The 19,087-nt window shown below is 60.8% G+C and carries 17 protein-coding genes; 8 read left to right on the forward strand and 9 right to left on the reverse strand.

Annotation, left to right across the window (positions count from 1 at the left end):
• The first annotated feature begins 2 nt into the window (after positions 1–2).
• Positions 3–338: an acyl-CoA thioesterase gene (locus ACT54B_RS00375; RefSeq protein ID WP_476043430.1), complete on the forward strand. Its 336-nt coding sequence runs from the start codon at positions 3–5 to the stop codon at positions 336–338.
• 112 nt (positions 339–450) lie between these two features.
• Positions 451–2,451 (forward strand): putative bifunctional diguanylate cyclase/phosphodiesterase, encoded by a 2,001-nt coding sequence (locus ACT54B_RS00380; protein ID WP_476041974.1) that lies wholly within the window; start codon positions 451–453, stop codon positions 2,449–2,451.
• Between the two features lie 3 nt (positions 2,452–2,454).
• Here the strand turns inward: ACT54B_RS00380 and ACT54B_RS00385 are convergent, their stop codons facing one another.
• The gene (locus tag ACT54B_RS00385) at positions 2,455–2,808 is read right to left on the reverse strand and encodes a DMT family protein (protein WP_476041976.1); all 354 of its coding nucleotides are present in this window, start codon (positions 2,806–2,808) and stop codon (positions 2,455–2,457) included.
• A 189-nt stretch (positions 2,809–2,997) separates the two neighbouring features.
• Here ACT54B_RS00385 and uvrB point away from each other — a divergent pair, with 189 nt between their 5' ends.
• Positions 2,998–6,261: an excinuclease ABC subunit UvrB gene (gene uvrB / locus ACT54B_RS00390; RefSeq protein ID WP_476041978.1), complete on the forward strand. Its 3,264-nt coding sequence runs from the start codon at positions 2,998–3,000 to the stop codon at positions 6,259–6,261.
• A gap of 56 nt (positions 6,262–6,317) precedes the next feature.
• Here uvrB and ACT54B_RS00395 read toward each other — a convergent pair whose 3' ends face one another.
• The 3 genes from ACT54B_RS00395 to ACT54B_RS00405 form a co-directional block, all read right to left on the reverse strand.
• Positions 6,318–7,574: a three-Cys-motif partner protein TcmP gene (locus ACT54B_RS00395; RefSeq protein ID WP_476041980.1), complete on the reverse strand. Its 1,257-nt coding sequence runs from the start codon at positions 7,572–7,574 to the stop codon at positions 6,318–6,320.
• 21 nt (positions 7,575–7,595) lie between these two features.
• Positions 7,596–8,384: a phage Gp37/Gp68 family protein gene (locus ACT54B_RS00400; RefSeq protein ID WP_476041982.1), complete on the reverse strand. Its 789-nt coding sequence runs from the start codon at positions 8,382–8,384 to the stop codon at positions 7,596–7,598.
• Positions 8,385–8,662: 278 nt separating this feature from the next.
• Entirely contained in the window at positions 8,663–8,860 is a 198-nt protein-coding gene (locus ACT54B_RS00405) for a hypothetical protein (protein WP_476041985.1), read from the reverse strand.
• A 2,478-nt stretch (positions 8,861–11,338) separates the two neighbouring features.
• Between ACT54B_RS00405 and ACT54B_RS00410 the strand changes: the two genes are divergently transcribed.
• Positions 11,339–11,545, forward strand: coding sequence for a cold-shock protein (locus ACT54B_RS00410; RefSeq protein WP_476041987.1), 207 nt, complete (start codon positions 11,339–11,341; stop codon positions 11,543–11,545).
• Positions 11,546–11,679: 134 nt separating this feature from the next.
• Here the strand turns inward: ACT54B_RS00410 and dusA are convergent, their stop codons facing one another.
• Positions 11,680–12,729 (reverse strand): tRNA dihydrouridine(20/20a) synthase DusA, encoded by a 1,050-nt coding sequence (dusA, locus tag ACT54B_RS00415; protein WP_476041989.1) that lies wholly within the window; start codon positions 12,727–12,729, stop codon positions 11,680–11,682.
• A 403-nt stretch (positions 12,730–13,132) separates the two neighbouring features.
• Between dusA and ACT54B_RS00420 the strand changes: the two genes are divergently transcribed.
• Both ACT54B_RS00420 and ACT54B_RS00425 read left to right on the forward strand, forming a co-directional pair.
• Positions 13,133–14,422 (forward strand): TadE/TadG family type IV pilus assembly protein, encoded by a 1,290-nt coding sequence (locus tag ACT54B_RS00420; RefSeq protein ID WP_476043432.1) that lies wholly within the window; start codon positions 13,133–13,135, stop codon positions 14,420–14,422.
• Positions 14,423–14,547: 125 nt separating this feature from the next.
• Positions 14,548–15,054 (forward strand): hypothetical protein, encoded by a 507-nt coding sequence (locus ACT54B_RS00425; protein WP_476041991.1) that lies wholly within the window; start codon positions 14,548–14,550, stop codon positions 15,052–15,054.
• 79 nt (positions 15,055–15,133) lie between these two features.
• Here ACT54B_RS00425 and ACT54B_RS00430 read toward each other — a convergent pair whose 3' ends face one another.
• Positions 15,134–15,391 (reverse strand): con-10 family general stress protein, encoded by a 258-nt coding sequence (locus tag ACT54B_RS00430; RefSeq protein ID WP_210297040.1) that lies wholly within the window; start codon positions 15,389–15,391, stop codon positions 15,134–15,136.
• A 245-nt stretch (positions 15,392–15,636) separates the two neighbouring features.
• Between ACT54B_RS00430 and ACT54B_RS00435 the strand changes: the two genes are divergently transcribed.
• The gene (locus ACT54B_RS00435; RefSeq protein ID WP_476041993.1) at positions 15,637–16,338 is read left to right on the forward strand and encodes a fumarylacetoacetate hydrolase family protein; all 702 of its coding nucleotides are present in this window, start codon (positions 15,637–15,639) and stop codon (positions 16,336–16,338) included.
• A gap of 22 nt (positions 16,339–16,360) precedes the next feature.
• Positions 16,361–16,888, forward strand: coding sequence for a gamma carbonic anhydrase family protein (locus ACT54B_RS00440; RefSeq protein WP_476041995.1), 528 nt, complete (start codon positions 16,361–16,363; stop codon positions 16,886–16,888).
• Between the two features lie 7 nt (positions 16,889–16,895).
• Here the strand turns inward: ACT54B_RS00440 and ACT54B_RS00445 are convergent, their stop codons facing one another.
• Genes ACT54B_RS00445 through ACT54B_RS00455 form a run of 3 tightly spaced genes read right to left on the reverse strand, consistent with a single transcriptional unit; the run spans position 16,896 to position 19,040 of the window.
• On the reverse strand, positions 16,896–17,303 hold the full coding sequence (locus tag ACT54B_RS00445) for a Fur family transcriptional regulator (protein ID WP_476041997.1): 408 nt from the start codon (positions 17,301–17,303) through the stop codon (positions 16,896–16,898).
• Positions 17,300–18,124, reverse strand: a complete 825-nt coding sequence (locus tag ACT54B_RS00450; protein WP_476041999.1) for a metal ABC transporter permease — start codon at positions 18,122–18,124, stop codon at positions 17,300–17,302. Before ACT54B_RS00450 ends, ACT54B_RS00445 begins: the two co-directional genes overlap by 4 nt.
• Positions 18,114–19,040: an ATP-binding cassette domain-containing protein gene (locus ACT54B_RS00455; protein WP_476043434.1), complete on the reverse strand. Its 927-nt coding sequence runs from the start codon at positions 19,038–19,040 to the stop codon at positions 18,114–18,116. The genes ACT54B_RS00450 and ACT54B_RS00455 overlap by 11 nt, the downstream gene beginning before the upstream one ends.
• Between the last annotated feature and the right edge of the window lie 47 nt (positions 19,041–19,087).

The raw sequence follows: 19,087 nt of genomic DNA on the forward strand, positions 1-19,087 counted from the left end.
CCATGCCCGGCGATGCCAATGCCGCTGGCGACATTTTCGGCGGCTGGGTGATGGCGCAGATGGACCTTGCCTGCGGCATCCGCGCGGCAGAACGGGCGCGCGGACGCGTCGTCACGGCGGCGGTCAAGGAAATGGCCTTCGCCATGCCGGTGAAGATCGGCGATACGCTGTGCATCTACACCCATATCGAACGGGTCGGCCGCACCTCGATCACGCTTGAGGTGGAAGCCTGGGCCCAACGCTATCTCACGCCCGTGATGGAAAAGGTCACCCATGCCACCTTCGTGATGGTGGCGCTGGATGGAGAGGGCAAGCCCACCCCCGTCCCCGCCGAATGAACGCCGCCGCGACCGCAGGTCCGGTCAACGGCGCATAAACCATACACGGGAAGACTTCCTTATATTGTTTCTTATATTCTCATGGTCTAACTGAATAAGACCGGACCATGTGATGATTTTGCAAAATGTGGATTTCAAGGAAGAGATGGAAGCGCCCCTCCTGAGCGGCGAGGCGCGCCGGGATGCCATCCGGCGGGCGCAGATGCGCGGTATTTTCGACTATGGGGCTTTTCCTTATCTGCTGAACGGCCTGATCTCTGTTTCGGTCGCGCTCATCTATTATTTTGCCGATGCGGGCACCTCCTATTCGGTTTACACGTGGACCCTGCTTAACCTTGCCATGCTAGTGGGTCGCTATGCCCTCCAGCTGTGGCTGGAAAGGGCGACGGAGCGGCAGAGCCCGGAAAACATTCTTCGGCTGCTCATCGCCGGCTCCTTTCTGGGGGGCATTGTGTGGGCGACGCTTCCGCTGAACATCCCCAATCTCAACGTGGCCGGCCAGCACACCTATGTGACGCTGATCATGGTCGGGGTGGCGGCTGGCGGTCTGGTGCGCGGGGTGCCCTATGCCCGGATGGCGATTGCCTTTTCCCTGCCGCCGGTCATCTCCATCGCGGCCTTCATGATCGCGGATGGATCGCTGATGTGTTACGTGCTCTGCTTCAACGTCATCCTCTATGCCGTCATGCTTTATCGGGCCTGCAAGCTCGGTGCGCGGAATTTTGTCGAGAGCATGCTGGTCCGGCAGGAGGCGACCATGCTCGCCCAGTCGTTGAAGGCGGCGAACCACGATATCAGCCAGACCAACCGGGCGCTCAAGGTGCTTGCCACCACCGATTCCCTCACCGGCCTTGCCAACCGGACCAAGTTCAATGTCGAGCTGCGCGAAGCGCTCCGGGCGGCGAGCGAGCGGGCTGAACTGGCGATGCTGCTTTTCGATCTGGACCGCTTCAAGGTCATCAACGATACGCTGGGGCATGCGGCCGGAGACGAACTGCTGATCGAGGTGGCCCGGCGTCTGCAGGAAGCCCTGCCCCCGCACGCCCTTGCCGCCCGTCTCGGGGGAGACGAGTTCGCCGTTCTCTGCCCGAAGACCGCAACGGCCGAGGAGGCGCTGGCGCTGGCAAACCATTGCCTCGACAAGATCTGCCAGCCCGTGTTTCTCGCCGGTCGGCATTACGGGGTTGAAGCCAGCATCGGCATCGCCCTGGCGCCGCTGCATGCGGACCGGGTCGATGCCCTGTTTTCCTGTGCAGACCGGGCGCTGTACCGGGCGAAGGGCGCGGGTCGCCGCTGCGCCATGCTCTTCACCCATCACATGCGCGAAAAGGAAGAACGCCGCGAGCGGATCGAGCTCGATCTCCAGGACGCCCTGCAAAGCGGCGCCGTGGAGGCCTGGTTCCAGCCGCAGGTCCGCCTGTCGGACGGGAAGTTCATCGGCGTCGAAGCGCTGGTGCGCTGGACCCATCCGGTCTTCGGGCCGCTGAGCGCGCCGGAAATCGTGGAGGCCGTGCAGACCCGGCGTTTGCACGGCATGCTTGCCACGCACATGACGGAGAAGGCCTGTCTTCTGCTGCAAAGATTGAAAGCCTTCGGCTACACCGACGTGCATGTCGCGGTGAACCTGTCCGCGGAGGATTTCGCCCATTACGACGTGGCGAAAACGCTCGGCGATATCGTCAGGCGTCATCAGATCGACCCCGGCCTGTTCGAGATCGAACTGACCGAGGAAGCCCTGCTGGATGTGGAAAAGCACGGCGCCGACCTCGCCGAGCTGGAAAAGCAGGGATTTCGCCTGGCCCTGGACGATTTCGGCATGGGCAGCACATCGCTCAGCTATCTCCGGTCCATCCGCATTGATCGTCTGAAGATCGACCGCGACTTCGTCTCCGGCATTGCCGACAGCCGGCACAATCAGGCGCTGGTGACCGCCATGGTCGCGCTGGGGCGCATGCTGGATATCGACATTCTGGTCGAAGGGGTGGAAACCGAGGAGGACCGCATGATCCTGCGGGCGCTGGGCTGCGAAACGGCGCAGGGCTGGCTCTATGCCCAGGCCATGGCGCCGGAAAAGATTCTGGACTGGATCACGCTGCAACACGATGCGGCGTGATTGTCAGGCCCGGAAGACGAAGCTCGCGCCGAGGGCGATCAGGGCAAATCCGATCGCATGGTTGATCGTCAGGCTTTCCTTCAGCCAGAAAACCGAAAAGCCGGAAAACACAACCAGCGTGATGACTTCCTGCATGGTCTTGAGCTGGGCCGTGGAATAGACCGAAGACCCGATGCGGTTTGCGGGCACCGCCAGGCAATATTCGAAAAAGGCGATGCCCCAGCTCACCACGATGGCGATCCAGATGGCCGTGCCCTTGTGCTTCAGGTGCCCATACCAGGCGAAGGTCATGAAAATGTTGGAGGCGAGCAGCATCACGACGGGCCAGACGGCGGCCGGGGACAGGGCGAAGGGCATGGACGGGTTCTCCGGGGAATCGAACGGGCACTGCCGACCGAAATAGAGCGCAGCGCAGCGGAAATCAAAGCGCAGGCCACCGGAAGCCCCGCCGGAACCCCGGTTCCTGCAACCCGCACCTGAATTTTTGTTTCCCTTTTGTACGCCTTTGCCCTTTCCTTTCTGTGGGACTCTGTCCATATTCCGGGCATGTCCAAGGCACCGAAAAATCCGTCCCGCCCCTCCGGTTTCGAAGAAGCGCCGCAGGCCCCGTTCGAAGGCGCGCCGCTCTCCGGCTCCGTGTCCGACTGGGTGAAGCAGCTCGAGGCGGAGGCCGAGGCCTCCGGCATGGAAACCCAGCGCGAGATCGCCTCCAAGGCCGGCAAGCACCGCAAGAAGGTGGAGATCGCCGCCCGCACCCAGACCTCTGCGGGTGACGGTCCGGCCGCAGGCCGCAAGCCCGACCGGGCGTCCGAGCCTATGCGAGGCCCCCGCGGAGCGAAGGCGCAAGGCGCCGACAGCGTGAGCGCAAACAAATCCCAACCCACGGCGATGAAATCCTCGCGCGGCACCTCCATGGGCGGCTCGACAGACCCTAAAACCCGCGCTGCCGCAGGCCTCAACCCCGTGGCCGGCATGGATGTGAGCCTGGAGGAAGCGGGCACGCTGGCGCAGGGCGCCGTGACCGCCACCGTCGACGCGCTGTCGAAGCTGATCGAGAGCGGCAATCCGCTGTTCAAGGATGGCAAGCTGTGGGTGCCGCACCGCCCGGCCCGGCCGGAGAAATCGGAAGGTGGTATTCCCCTGCAGATGGTGACGGATTACACGCCTTCCGGCGACCAGCCCACCGCGATCCGCGACCTCTCGGAAGGCCTGAATTCCGGCGAGCGCAGCCAGGTGCTGCTCGGCGTCACCGGGTCGGGCAAGACCTTCACCATGGCCAAGGTGATCGAGGAAACCCAGCGCCCCGCCGTCATCCTCGCGCCGAACAAGACACTGGCCGCGCAGCTCTATTCCGAGTTCAAGAACTTCTTCCCGAACAACGCGGTGGAATATTTCGTTTCCTACTACGATTACTACCAGCCGGAAGCCTATGTGCCCCGCTCGGATACCTATATCGAGAAGGAAAGCTCGATCAACGAGCAGATCGACCGCATGCGCCACGCCGCCACGCGCGCGATCCTGGAGCGCGACGACTGCATCATCGTCGCCTCGGTGTCCTGCATCTACGGCATCGGCTCGGTGGAAACCTACACCGCCATGACCTTCCAGATGCAGGTCGGCGACCGCATCGACCAGCGCCAGCTGCTGGCCGATCTCGTGGCCCAGCAATACAAGCGCCGCGAGATGGATTTCCAGCGCGGCTCCTTCCGCGTGCGGGGCGACACGATCGAAATCTTCCCCGCCCACCTGGAGGATGCCGCCTGGCGCATCTCGCTGTTCGGCGACGAGATCGATTCCATCACCGAATTCGATCCGCTGACCGGCCAGAAGACCGGCGACCTCAAGAGCGTGAAGATCTACGCCAACTCGCACTATGTCACCCCGCGCCCGACGCTGAACGGCGCGATCAAGGCGATCAAGGAGGAGCTGAAGCACCGGCTCGCCGAGCTGGAGCGCGCCGGCCGCCTGCTGGAGGCGCAGCGCCTGGAGCAGCGCACCAAATATGACATCGAAATGCTGGAAGCGACCGGCTCCTGCGCCGGCATCGAGAACTATTCCCGCTATCTCACCGGCCGCCGCCCCGGCGAGCCGCCGCCGACCCTCTTCGAATATATCCCCGACAACGCCCTGATCTTCATCGACGAAAGCCATGTGACGATCCCGCAGATCGGCGGCATGTACCGGGGCGACTTCCGCCGCAAGGCGACGCTGGCCGAATACGGCTTCCGCCTGCCCTCCTGCATGGACAACCGCCCCCTGCGCTTCGAGGAATGGGACGCCATGCGCCCGCAGACCATCGCGGTGTCGGCGACCCCCGGCAACTGGGAGATGGAACAGGCCGGCGGCGTCTTTGCCGAACAGGTCATCCGCCCCACGGGCCTCATCGATCCGCCGGTGGAAGTGCGCTCCGCCCGCAGCCAGGTGGACGACGTGCTGGGCGAGATCCGCGAGACTTCGGCGAAGGGCTACCGCACGCTGGTGACCGTGCTCACCAAGCGCATGGCGGAAGACCTCACCGAATATCTGCACGAACAGGGTGTGCGGGTGCGCTACATGCATTCCGACATCGACACGCTGGAGCGCATCGAGATCATCCGCGATCTCCGCCTCGGCGCCTTCGACGTGCTTGTCGGCATCAACCTGCTGCGCGAGGGCCTCGACATTCCGGAATGCGGCTTCGTGGCGATCCTCGATGCGGACAAGGAAGGCTTCCTCCGTTCGGAAACCTCCCTCATCCAGACCATCGGCCGCGCCGCGCGCAATGTGGATGGCAAGGTCATTCTCTACGCGGACAACATCACCGGCTCGATGAAGCGGGCGATGGAGGAAACCAGCCGCCGCCGCGAAAAGCAGATGGAATACAACCGCCTGAACGGCATCACGCCGGAATCGGTGAAGGCGCGCATTTCCGACATTCTCGACAGCGTCTACGAGCGCGACCACGTCCGCGCCGACATTTCCGGCGCCTCCGGCAAGGGCTTTGCCGATGGCGGGCATCTGGTGGGCAACAACCTGCAGGCCCATCTCAACGCGCTGGAAAAACAGATGCGCGACGCCGCCGCCGATCTCGACTTCGAAAAGGCCGCCCGCCTGCGCGACGAAATCAAACGCCTCAAGGCCGCCGAACTCGCCGCCATGGACGACCCGATCTCCAAGGAAGAGGCAAGAAACGCAGAGGGCTCGAGGGGGAAGGCAAACCAAGAGGCGTCGAGGGCCGAAGGCCCGAGGGGGAAACCGGGCGCGACGGCCTCGGGAGCCGAAGGCGGGCGCTCCTCCTCTTCTCCCCGGCGGGGAGAAGGTGGCGCGTCAGCGCCGGATGAGGGGGCCACGGGCACGACCGGCTCCTATTTCGCCAAACCCTCGCTCGACGACATGGGCCCCGGCACGGACGGCGTGAAGCCGCTGTTCCGCAAGCCGGACCTGGACGACATGGGCCGCGACATCGCGGAACCGGCGGGCAAATCGCTGTTCCGCAAGAACAGCCGCCCGGACGCCTTGCCCGGCGAAGACGGGCAAGACAGCGAGTCCGGGCAACGGGGGACTCAAGGCTATTTTCGCAAGAATAGCCTTGACGAAATGACGGTGGGCCGCACGGAAAAGCCTGTCATCGGCAAGCTTCCGGAGAAGCCGACGGAACACCTGTCCACCGCCAAGCGCCATTCGCCGCTGCTGGAAGGCCAACCCGACCGCGCCACCGACGACCCCTCCCCGATCCGCCGCGCCCGCACCGGCGTCGGCTCCTACGAGGACCCGGTGGACGTCAAGCGCAAGGGCCGGACAAAGGGGAAAACGGGGAGACCGGGGCGGTAGAAAACCGTAGTACATTACAAGCGAGGTCTATCGTAGGCATACGTCATATCCAAAAATCAACTTCGCTTAGTTGTGGTGCTGTTGAATTGCGGAAAGAAGCTCGTTTGCGGCTTTAACTTGACGATGTCGTCTACCCCAATCGTATTTGCCTTTCTTCGCTCGCCTCCGGTTGGAGTTATGACTTCTATGTCTGGATTATCTATGATTACAGAATGGACATCATCGGTATGAGCAGGCGTAATATTGTATATGGTCTCGTAAAACTGTATTACAGGCATTGCATCTCCAAAATCCGATATCAAACGCGGTATATCTTCGTATAGCTGATCCTTTGCTGATAAGCGTGCGCTCTGATCGAAGAGGTATAGCGTGCCTTTTTCATGCTTGGGATTGTACGAAAGCATATTTAACCCAGACCGGCCATAGTGCGCCTGGGAATTCGAATTGTCGTGAAGTATATTGTTGTACACCTGCCGGGCACGATAGACATTCGCGAAGTGGATTAACCAATAACGCCATCCATCGGGATTGTGAATTGAAAATGGGCTTACGTATGTGGCGCAAGACTGAAAGGATTCAAACACGATTTTCTCAGCAACCCCGAGCCATTCTTTTCGGCTCATTTGTTCGTCTAGTATTCCGATATCCTTGCTTTCGAGATCAAGATAGGCGAGCTGTGCACGGAGTTGCTCCGGCTGTCTTTTATTTAGAAATGCCAAAAGTGAGCTTATAAAGAATGTGTAAAATATTTCCGCCGCTTGATAAGAGCTCATAATGTCTCGAATAGTATTACGATCTACATGCTTGTGACCACACTGATCTAGATTAAATAAGACGTTCCGAATCCGGCCCTGTGAGAGAATACTCTTAATTTCCGGATATGCTTCTTCAAACGATTTATTCATATAGAAAATCTGCAATTGCAACTTAGGGCAGGTGAGATCAATTTCTACCTGCAAGGGCGAAATATTACTCCTTAGAAGCTCCACAGCATCACGATTCTCATCATTAAAAATCAAAAGACAATATACATTAACTTCTCCCAGTCCTTGAGCGGCCCTTTGGATGTTTACCGCTTCGACAGCCCTCTTGAGCTCTTCTACAAAGATAAGGGGGGAACCGGGAGATCCACATTCATACCGCCCTGCACCGCAGAAGCCATCAATTATGGCGAGGCGGAAACTCCCTTGCTGAGGTAGTCGACAACGGACAGAAATATAATCATAAATATACTGGCGAATAATTTTGTGTTTTCGGCGAGAATGTTCTTGGAGGGTGGCGCCCTCTACCCATTCATATTTCTTTTCGACCAAAGAAGCCCCCATAAAATATGTTTATGTTGAATTTACATTCACATGACCGTTCGGCATTTCGTCCCATGTTCTTCCGCGATATTCCCGCCCATTCGCCTTTTTTGACCGTCTTTTATTGTCTTTCCCCCAGGTTCCCCATTGCTTGAAAAAGAAAGCGGTACCCGCCTCCACGCATTGGTTATGAATTTCGTCAATCCACTCTTCTTTGATTGGCCGGGCCGATTTTCCGCTTTCTCCACCAACAATCGCCCATTGTATGTCGCGAAGGTCGATTGCGCCTATAGGTCCGATTAGAGGTTCAAAAGAAATAAAGCGAATTGCTGCGGGTACTCTTCTTAAATATTCGGCTCTACCCCCAACATCGGAATTTTCAATGCTAGTACCTAGCCAGACATTTGGAAGGACGTAGTTCATTTTTGACGCAACGAGTTCCGCCATACGTTCAGGACGCTTGGTGAGAATTTGATAATTATGGTGCGGTGTATCACCCATAACCTCCCATACTTTCAATATAAAATCATCGCTGACACTCTCATGAAAGAGGTCGCTCATTGAGTTTACAAAGATTTTTCGCGGCTTTCTCCACCCATAGGGAATTAATAAAGCTCCGTAATCTTCTTTGACAACCCCATTCCAAACTGATCGCTTGCCCGTCTTGCGGGTAAGGCCGCTATACTTTTCAATACCCATTGACTCAAGGCGTTTGGCCATTTCCATTGCATAACAATTCGAACAGCCCGCAGTAACTATTGAACATCCTGCGACCGGATTCCACGTCGAATCCGTCCACTCTATTTGCGATTCAGCCATCAGATCCTCTCAGGTTACGCAATATCGAATTGCCCAATGCATATGTTAGCGATTGTGACAAATCACAGATTTCTCAACTGCGAACTCAGTTTGATGTTTTATCGCATTTTCAAGTCCAGGTGCACCACATCAATCTTGGTCGGTAAATCGCATAATGATTATATGTATGTATTGGCCTGTTCAGACATGACTAATTTCTTCTCCTCCGGACATCCCCTTTGCTCCTCAATCCTGTATACCTCGCTCCTCCACCCGCCGCCTCATTCTCAAACTCCCCCCTACTCAATCGCCTTCAACCGCACCTTGGCCTCCGATCCGTCCTCGCGCAGGATGCGGAATTCGGTTGGGGGGCGGGAATGGGGTTTCATGAGGGTGAGGATCAGGAAGGTGATCACCCAGGTTGTCACATGCGGCAGCAGAACCCAGAGCAGCTTCAGCCAGTCCGGGGAATGGTCATACATTGCGGTCAGGTCCATGGGGCGGGTTCCTCGCGCGGCGTTCCGATAATCAGCCACCGGGGACCCCAAGTTTTCCCAAACAGGTCCCCGATGGCCGGGAGATCGAAAAGCCGCATCGGACGGCTGCCCCGGCTTTTAAACCGAAGTTCTGGACATGGCCGAGGCCTCCCGGACCGCACGGCGTACCGCTGGTACAGGAAGCTATAAGGTACGGGATGCGCCGTTCAAGGCGCAGCCGCTTCCGATGCGAGGGTTTCGACTCCCCCGGGACAGCGAAATTCTCCGCCATCCTGAACAGGACGTTAGCAGTACGGCATATTCAGTCAATGCTTTTTTAGGGTGTATTTTATTTAGGGATTTATTGAGGAATGGATGGTGGGGTGCGCGCGGGGGCGGGTTCCCGTGCTCCTTATGGCGGGCGAAGCTCGGGTGGATGGGAGGAGGGTGACGGTTGCGCTTGGCGCACCCCATCGTTGCCAAACCATAGGATTACTTTGGTCAGCACCTGCCGCCCCCTCACCTGCCTGCCGGCATCCTCTCCCCGCTGGGGAGAGTAGCGAAGCTCGCCGCGGGGGAGAGGAAAGACAACCGCTGGCGTTCAGTCTCCAGTGGCTTGCGCTGAGGTCGGCGATGCCCTCTTCTCCCCCGCGGCAAGCGAAGCTTGTCCGCCGAGGGAGAAGATGCCCGGAGGGCAGATGAGGGGGCGGATCGGCGAAACGGGAGCTATCCCCCTCCCCCTCACGGCGAGCGAAGCTCGTCCGGATGTGGGGAGGGGCTAGGGGTGGGGGTCGGAACGTAAGATGTGGCCGAAGGCCTCAATGCGTTTTTCAATCAAAGCACGTCGATTTCCTCGGCATACCCCCACCCCTGCCCCTCCCCACAAGGGGGAGGGAGGCTCTTGAGTTTGGCGCACCCGATCTGCTCCAAACAATGCAATGGCTTCGGTCAGCGCCAGAGGCCCCCTCACCTGCCTGCCGGCATCCTCTCCCCGCTGGGGAGAGGAGGAAAAAACGCTGGCGTTCGGCTTCCGTTGTTTTGCGCGAACATCAATTACGCCCTCTTCTCCCCAGCGGGGAGAAGATGCCCGGAGGGCAGATGAGGGGGCGGATCGGCGGAACGGGAGCTATCCCCCTCCCCCTCGCGGCGAGCGAAGCTCGTCCGGATGTGGGGAGGGGCTAGGGGTGGGGGTCGGAGCGTAAGATGTGGCCGGAGGCCTCAATGCGTTTTTCAATCAACGCACGTCGATTTCCTCGGCATACCCCCACCCCTGCCCCTCCCCACAAGGGGGAGGGAGACGGTCGAGTCTGCCGCTCTCTGATCTCCGTAAAATCATGCAATGGCTTCAGTCAGCGCCTGCCGCCCCCTCACCTGCCTGCCGGCATCCTCTCCCCGTTGGGGAGAGGAAAGAACCGCCGCTGGCGTTCGGCTTCCAGTGCTCTTACGCCGTCAATTGACCTTGCCCACCCACTACCCACTACCCACTACCCACTACTCCCTACCCACTACTCCCTACCCACTACTCCCTACTCACTACTCCCTACTCACTCCCTCCCACCTAACCCCCTGTTTTCCCCCGCACATAAATTTGCACCCCCGTCATCCCCCTTACCAAAACCTGTGGGATAATATTCCTCGTTCCGCTCTGGTAACGCCGGGGGCCCTGCGATCCCGGTCAGGTGGAGCCGGTCTTTCTTCCTGCTCTCTCGCAGATGCGCAGGAGGAGACGGTGCAGAAAATGGCTTCCGCTCCCCGTCCCCAAAAGACAGGGGGTCCGTCTGTGTGACGACGAAAAACTGCTACGGGCCGGGTCGCGTGAAAAATAGCGATCAGGTGCGAACAAGACCGGTCAATCCGGTCGCCCGTCGCCGGGGGCATGCGAAATACCCGGCGGACCGTAGGCTTGGTGCAGAGAAGCCGGAGTTGCATCGCATAAAGCCGAAACGGGGCGCGGAAAGCGCCATATAAACTTATTCATACGAGGTGCTCCCCGCGCCCCGGCCGACCCCTCGTGTCCCGAGGGGGGAAATGAGGCATAACCCGGCTTCGAACGAAGCGCGGGATCGATGAAGCATGGCCTGGCATGACTGCCCCCTCCCCACGCCCCCACAAGGGAACAAGGAGGGGGCGATTTTGCGGGCGGCGAAGGAAGGCGCCCCATCGGCCGCGCCGGGCCGCAAAGGCCGGCATGACGGGCATCCGGGGGCAGGACGGGCCTGTCGCTCTGAAAACAGCGGGCTTGCCTTTTTGCGCGAATACTGGCACTGCTGCTGTCGTTCGGGCATTGCGATCCCGGAGACTGGACTTCTGAAGACTACCCCGTCGCTTCGCAGCCGGGGTTGCCGGTGCAGCCGGCAAGCGATGTTCTTTCCCCGCAATCATGACACTCGACCGGCCATACCCCGCGCTTACCGCGCGCCGGCCATCCGCTTTAGCGCGGCCTCGTTTCGGCGGGTTCGCGCGCCATGACAGACTTCAGGGAACGAAAAGGAACATCCCGTGAAAGGCACCGTAAAATTCTTCAACCAGGACAAGGGCTTCGGCTTTATCACCCCTGACAATGGCGACAAGGACGTGTTCGTGCACATCTCCGCCGTACAGGCTTCCGGCATGCAGGGCCTGCGCGACGGCCAGATCGTGTCCTTCGACACCGAGCCGGACCGCATGGGCAAGGGCCCGAAGGCCGTCAACATCAAGGCTGCATAAGAGCCTGATTGCGAATTCCACGGAAACGGCGCCTTCGGGCGCCGTTTTCAGTTCCGGCCGGCGCCCTGCGCCCCCGGGGACGGGCGGCGTCGCAATGCTGCCCTGCCCCGCCGGCCCGGCAAGACCGGCCGCGCCTATTCCGCTGCCGCCGTCGCCTCGCCGCCGGCCGCGCCGGACAGATGCGGCAGCACCGCCTCGAAGGCCTCGGCGATCACCTCCGGCCCCGCGCCCGGCCGGGTCGCCGCCGTCGACAGCACCTGCCGGAAGCGCCGCGCGCCCGGCACCGCCTGGAACAGCCCGACCATGTGCCGGGTGACATTGCTGACCTTGCCGCCGCGGGCCAGATGCGCCTCCGCATAGGCCATCATCCCGTCGCGGATCGCCGGCCAATCCACCGGCTGCGGCGCCGCGCCATAGATCGCCGCATCCACCGCGCCAAGCTGCGCCGCATGGTGATAGGCCGCCCGGCCCATCATCACCCCGTCCATCACGGCCAGATGGGCCACGGCCTCCTCCACCGTCTGGATGCCGCCATTGATGCCGAGGAAGACCGCCGGGTTCTCCCGCTTCATGCGGTGCACGAGCGGGTAATCGAGCGGGGGAATATCGCGGTTTTCCTTCGGGCTCAGGCCCTGCAGCCAGGCCTTGCGGGCGTGGATCCAGATCGCATCCGCGCCTGCGGCCACCATGCGGGCCAGAAAATCCGGCAGCACCGTCTCCGGCTCCTGCTCGTCGACGCCGATGCGGCACTTCACCGTGACCGGCACCGGCGAGACCGCCTTCATCGCCGCAATGCAGGCCGCCACCGTCTCCGGCTCGCGCATCAGGCAGGCGCCGAAAGTGCCGCTCTGCACCCGGTCGGAGGGGCAGCCCACATTGAGGTTGATCTCGTCATAGCCGAAATCGAGCGCAATCCGCACCGCCTCGGTCAGCTTGGCGGGGTCGGATCCACCCAGCTGCAAGGCAACCGGGTTCTCCAGCGGATCATGCCCCAGCAACCGCTCGCGCGGCCCATGGATGATCGCATCCGCGACCACCATCTCCGTGTAAAGCAGCGCCCGCCCCGTCAACAGCCGGTGCAGATACCGGCAATGCCGGTCCGTCCAGTCGAGCATCGGCGCAATGGCGAAGACAGGTCCCTTCGCGTAAAGGCGGGTGGCCGGGTTTCCCGGGGTCTCAAGCATGTATCAGCAGCCCATTTCAATCTAATTTAGTTGCGTTGACTGTTTCGCCGGAAGTGGTATACTCTTGAGCGTCACTTGTCTTCCCCCGTATGGCGCGGGCATGCGCCTGAATGGACGGGAAGAAACATCCAGTGCTTTTCCTAGCGCAAATTGGCCTTGGGCGCGAGCGCTGGTCTGGTCGATGCCTGAGCCTTGTCTGCTTGCTTTCTGTCTTCTCTGTGTGCCTGCCTGAACGCCTACCGGCCGATCCGCCTTTCCGTCGCACAGCCAGCGCGGTGGCCACTTTAATGCGTTATATAAGTTATTTTAGATAACCAATTCACTTTATGTTTTCCATTATGATTATATTGGACTAAACCTTTATATGCGACGGTGCCGCCTCTTACTGGAGGCAACCGTGATGATGTCCCGTCTTTTGAAAGACAAGAGCGGCAATTTCGGCGCGATTACCGCGCTGATCGCCGCCCCCCTTTTGGGCGTGGCCGGATTGGCCGTGGATTTCGCCGACGCCCTGATGACCCGCAGCACCATGGCCGCCGCAGCCGATGCGGCCATGGTGGGATCGATCTCCGAACGCTCGATCGCCGTGACGAAGTCCTTTTCGATGGGCGCGGACGGCAGTATCGAGCTGGGCGAGGCCGATGCGTTGAAAATGTTCAAGGCGGAACTGCCCACCGCCGACCGTGCCAAGGTGACCAGCACGAATATTTCGATCAAGAAAATCGGCGGCAAGTTGCAGGCAACGCTCGCCTACAAGGCCCGGGTGCCCACCACCTTCCTGCGCGTCCTCGGCAAGACCAGCGTGGATATTGCGGGCTCGGTCACGGCGGAATACCAGACCCAGATCTTCCGCGATTTCTACCTGCTGCTCGACAACACCCCTTCCATGGGCGTCGCGGCCACCCCGACGGACGTGGCAAAGATGGTCGCCAATACCGGCGACAAATGCGCCTTCGCCTGCCACATCAGCAATGGCGGTGTGGAAGATGCCAAAGATTACTACAACCTCGCCAAGAAACTCGGCGTGACGATCCGCATCGACGTGGTGGCGCAGGCCACCGCCGCCCTGATGGATACCGCCACCAGCCAGCGCAGCACGTCCGACCAGTATCGCATGGCCATCTACACCTTCGGCGAAAAGGCCGAAGACACCAAGCTTCTGGAAGTGGCATCGCTCACCTCCGACCTCTCCGATGCCAAATCGAAGGCCTCGAAGATCAAGCTGATGACGATTCCCTGGCAGGGTTACAACAACGACCAGCAGACCAGTTTCGATACGGCCCTGACGCAGATCAAGACCAAGATGGGCGGCCAGGGCACCGGCCACTCCAAGAACGATCCGGAAAAGATCGTCTTCTTCGTCGCGGATGGCGTCGGCGACAGCTACAAGCCCACCGGCTGCACCAAAGCCACCTCGGGCGCCCGCTGCCAGGAGCCCATCGACGTGAAATATTGCGATGCGCTCAAGGCGGCAAACTACAAGGTCGCCGTCCTCTACACCACCTACCTGCCACTGCCCACCAATGGCTGGTACAACTCCTGGATCGCCCCGTTCCAGAACGAAATACCATCCAAGATGCGGTCCTGTGCCAGCGACGGACTCTATTTCGAAGTGACCCCCACCCAGGGTATTGCCGATGCCATGAACGCGCTGTTCATGAAGATCGTCACCCAGCCGCGGATCACGAGCTGAAGGCACGAGCGCGTGTTTGCGGGAGAGAGGGGCCGGCGCATGCCGGCCTTTCGCATGGGCGCCGCGACGCTCGCCGACCCGCCTGCGAACACAAAAGCGACATATTGAAAGGGGATCAGCCCGGCATGGCTTCTCTGCTCAAGGAACTCTCGCTCGCCATCGGCCTGCTCTCCAGCGACCACGTCCCCCAAGCCGTCCAGGCTGGCTGGACGGATTACGTCTGGACGGTGGTTCCCGTCGATAGCTGCGCCGGCGCACCTGCGGATTGCGTTCGCCAGGACGGGACATGGGATTGGAAACGCGACGAGCGCTACCGCTACTCGGCGTCAGTGGATGCAGCGTCCAACCGCATCTCCACGCGCATCGTGCTGGATAACCGCGACCCCGCCGACAGTGATCACGTCTGCGTGGCCGCTCTGTTCTATGACAGCGCCGGACGGGACGTGGCGGTCGATTTCGCGGTGATCGACTCGCGGGCCGGCGAGGTCACCGAAAAGCAGGCCGTTCTTCTACCTTCGCGCCCGGTGAGCGCCATTGCGGAAGTGGCGATCGGGACGAAACAATGCGATCCGGACTTTTCCAGGGATGTGGAGCTCGCCAGATCGGTCCGCTCGACCCTCAGTCAACAATAAGAAAGGAGGCCCGAAGGCCCCCTTTCAAGCTTCGCCCACCCGGGCCGGTCTGGCGCGCCCAGCAGGGGCGCTTGAGGCCTTACCGGCTGGCATGCGAGGCTTCACCGCCCTTGCGGCCTGCCTGTGCCGCGCGCTCGCGGTCATTCTTGAAATTGCCGCCGGATGCTTCGCCACCCTTGCGGCCGGCTGCAGCGGCGCGCGCCGGATCGTTCTTGAAGTTGCCGCCGGAAGACATGCCGCCCTTCGAGGCAATTTCGCGCTGACGGGCTGGATCCATGGATGCAAAGCCCCGGGTCGACCGGCCACCTGACTGGTTTCCACCCTGGTTGTTCGCCATGATAGTTTCCTCCATATTCCTGCTTGGGGCGGGACCATTCCCGCTGAGGAGGGCCATTGTTGGGCCCGGACTTCGTGAACGCGTCGGACTCAAGATCGTTCCGCTCGCCCACGGCAAATGTTCAGGATTTTTCAACCGGCAAGTGAACATCTCTCCGGCAAACGAGCTCTTCCAAGCCGCCGGCGGATCGGCATAATGACAAAGGCCTTGAACCGCGCCGAATCCGCCTGGAGAACATTGCCCGCATGACCGCCGATACCGCTCGACTGACCCATGGCGTGCCCGCGCCCGTCCTGTTGCCCGTCGATGGCAACGAACAGCTTTTTCCGGTCCGCCGGGTCTATTGCGTCGGGCGCAACTACGCCGATCACGCCATCGAGATGGGGGGCAACCCGGACCGCGAGCCGCCTTTTTTCTTCCAGAAGAACCCGGACAATCTGGTGCCGCCGCCCGGCGACATGCCCTACCCTTCCCATTCGCAGGATGTTCACCACGAGGTGGAACTGCTGGTCGCGTTGAAGGTGGGAGGCCGGGCTATTCCCGTTGAAAACGCACTGGACCACGTCTTCGGCTATGCCGTCGCCATCGATTTCACCCGACGGGACCGACAGGCGGAGGCAAAGAAAGCCGGTCGCCCCTGGGAGGTCGCGAAGGCCTTCGAACACTCGGCGCCCTGCAGCGCCCTGGTGCCGGCCAGCCGGATCGGCCACCCGCAATCCGCGGTGCTGTGGCTCGACGTCAACGGGGAAAGACGGCAAACGGGCAATATTTCCAGCATGATATGGCGCGTCCCCGAAATCGTCTCGGCGCTGTCCGGCCTCTTCGACCTCGCCGCAGGCGATGTTATCCTCACCGGCACACCGGCGGGTGTGGGGCCGGTGCAACGCGGCGATCGGGTCGATTTCGGCATCGATGGCATAGCACGACGCAGTGTCTTCATTCTCTAGACCCGCAAGGAGGATCTTCCGCATGCCACTCTACGCGCTGGGCGACAAAACGCCGGAGACACCCGGGGAAGAACAGTACTGGATCGCGCCAGACGCCCATGTCATCGGCGATGTCCGGTTGGGCGAGAATGTTGGCATCTGGTTCGGCGCGGTGCTCCGGGGAGACAACGAGCCGATTTTGATTGGCGCCAGCACCAATATCCAGGAAGGAACGATGGTGCATGTGGATCCCGGCTTTCCGGTGACCATCGGCGAAGGCTGCACCATCGGTCATCACGCCATCATTCACGGCTGCACCATTGGCGATAATTCGCTGGTCGGCATGGGGGCAACCATCCTGAATGGCGCAAAAATCGGGCGTAACTGCCTGGTAGGGGCAAACGCCCTGGTAACCGAAGGCAAGGAATTTCCAGACAATTCGCTGATTGTCGGCGCGCCTGCACGGGTCATCAGGACGCTGGACGAAAATGCAGCTTCCGGTTTAAGGAAATCCGCTGAAAGCTACGTCAGAAACTGGAAAAGCTTTGCCCGCGACCTCCGCAGGATCTGAAGCCGCCTCAGGCGGCGCAGGCCTGGCACAAACCCCGGATTTCGATCGTGGTCTTTTCGGGCATGAAGTTTCTGGCCCTCGTCCAGGCGGTCAGCCGTCCGTCGATTTCCGTATCGTGAAACTCGCTTGCCTGGCCGCATCCCGTGCAGATCGCGAAGGCCACCGTTCCGTGGGCATGGCCTCCGCAGCAACTCGCATTGCGATGCGCACAGGCGACAAAGGCATTCAGGCTTTCAAGCCGGTGAACCATGCCGGCCTCCACGAGCTTGTCGAGCGCGCGATAGACCTGCAATGGCGCCCGAAAACCGTGATCGCGCAGACGATCAAGGATCGTGTAGGCGCTGATCGGTTGTTCGGCGCGGGTCAGCACGTCGAAAACGAGACTTTGGTTCTTGGTCAGTGCAGGCGCCATCATGAGCGGCCCTCCCTTTCCATGGCATGGTTGCCCTTCCCCATGGGGGAAGGAAGGAGACTGAAGAGAAAGATGATCAGCGCGGCGACGGCAATCGAAGGTCCTGACGGGGTGTCGTAGTGAAGAGAGCCATAAAGGCCGCCGACGACAGACAGCGCGCCGATTATGGAGGCGATGACCGCCATGCGCTCTGGGGTGCCGGAAAAGCGTCGGGCAGCCGCCGCCGGGATAACCAGGAGAGATGTGATCAGCAGAATGCCGACGATTTTCATGGCAATGGCGATTACAAGCGCCATCAGCAACATGAAGGCAAGCTTGGCGCGCTCCGGATTGAGCCCCTCCGCCTCGGCAATTTCGGCACTGACCGTTGAGGCAAGAAGCGACCGCCACAGCAGCGCAATCGCCCCGACAACCACCAGGCCACCGCCCCAGATGATGCCCACATCAACCTTGGAGACCGCGAGAATATCCCCGAAAAGGAAACCCATCAGATCGACGCGCACCCAGGTCATGAAGGCCACGATGACGAGGCCGATCGCCAGGGTGGCATGAGAGAGAATGCCCAGCAGCGCATCCGCCGAAAGCCCCCCGCGCCGCTGCAACAGGATGAGCAGGAGCGAAATGGCCGCTGCCACAAGGAAAACGCTGACCATGAGATTGACGCTGAACAGCAGCGAGAGCGCAATGCCGAGCAGCGCGGAATGGGCCATCGTATCGCCGAAATAGGCCATGCGTCGCCAGATGATGAAACATCCGAGCGGGCCTGTGGTCAGTGCCAAGCCGACGCCTGCCAGCATGGCACGGAAGAAAAAGTCATCGAGCATCGTTGCCCTCCTGCCCGTTCGCAGAGGGAGCCTCTGGCTGAAGCCTGCCTTTGTACATCAGATGCAGCCGCGGCTCTCCGCAACCGCAATCCGGCCCATGCTGATGGTCGGGATGGTGGCCGTCGCCGGGAAAGCAGTGATCGGTAATTTGCCCGTCGGCGTGAAGCACGCGGCCATCCGGCAGATGCGTGTGATCGTGCTGGTGATTGTACAGCGCCAGCGTGCCTGCCGCCCGCTGACCGAAAAGCCGCGAATATTCCGGGCTTTTCGAGACTGATGCCGGCGTGCCCCGGCAGCAGACATGCCCGTTGAGGCAGATCACCGTATCGGTTTCCGCCATGACCACATGCAGGTCGTGCGAAATCAGAAGAATGCCGCAGCCGGTCTCGTCCCGAATCCGGCGGATGAGCTCGTAAAGGGCAATTTCCCCGTTGAAATCGACACCCTGCACCGGCTCGTCCAGCACCAGCAGATCCGGCTTGCGCGCAATGGCGCGCGCAAGGAGTGCACGCTGGAACTCGCCGCCGGAGAGATGTTGCACGTCCGCACCGGCCATATGGGCAATGCCCGCCGCCTCGAGCGCCGCCTGAAGCTCGCGCTCCGGCAGGGCACCGGTCAGCGTCATCAGCCGCCGGACTGTCAGCGGCAAGGTCCAGTCGACCTGAAGTTTCTGGGGAACATAGCCGATCCGCAGACCGGGACGGCGCTCCACCCAGCCTTCATCGGGCTTGAGAACGCCGGTCGCGGTCTTGGCCGTTGTGGATTTCCCGGAACCGTTCGGCCCGATAAGTGTCACGATTTCGCGTGGATGGATGGAAAAGCCGACATCCCGCACCAGCCAGCGGCCAGCGCGGCGAATGCCGATCCCCTTCAGCGTGATCAATGGTGTCTGCCCGGCAGGCGTTGAACGATCCAGCATTTTTTCTCTTTCAGACCCGTTGCCACAGCCTATGCCACACGTTA

It is taken from the genome of Gellertiella sp. DMC107, assembly GCF_056313605.1.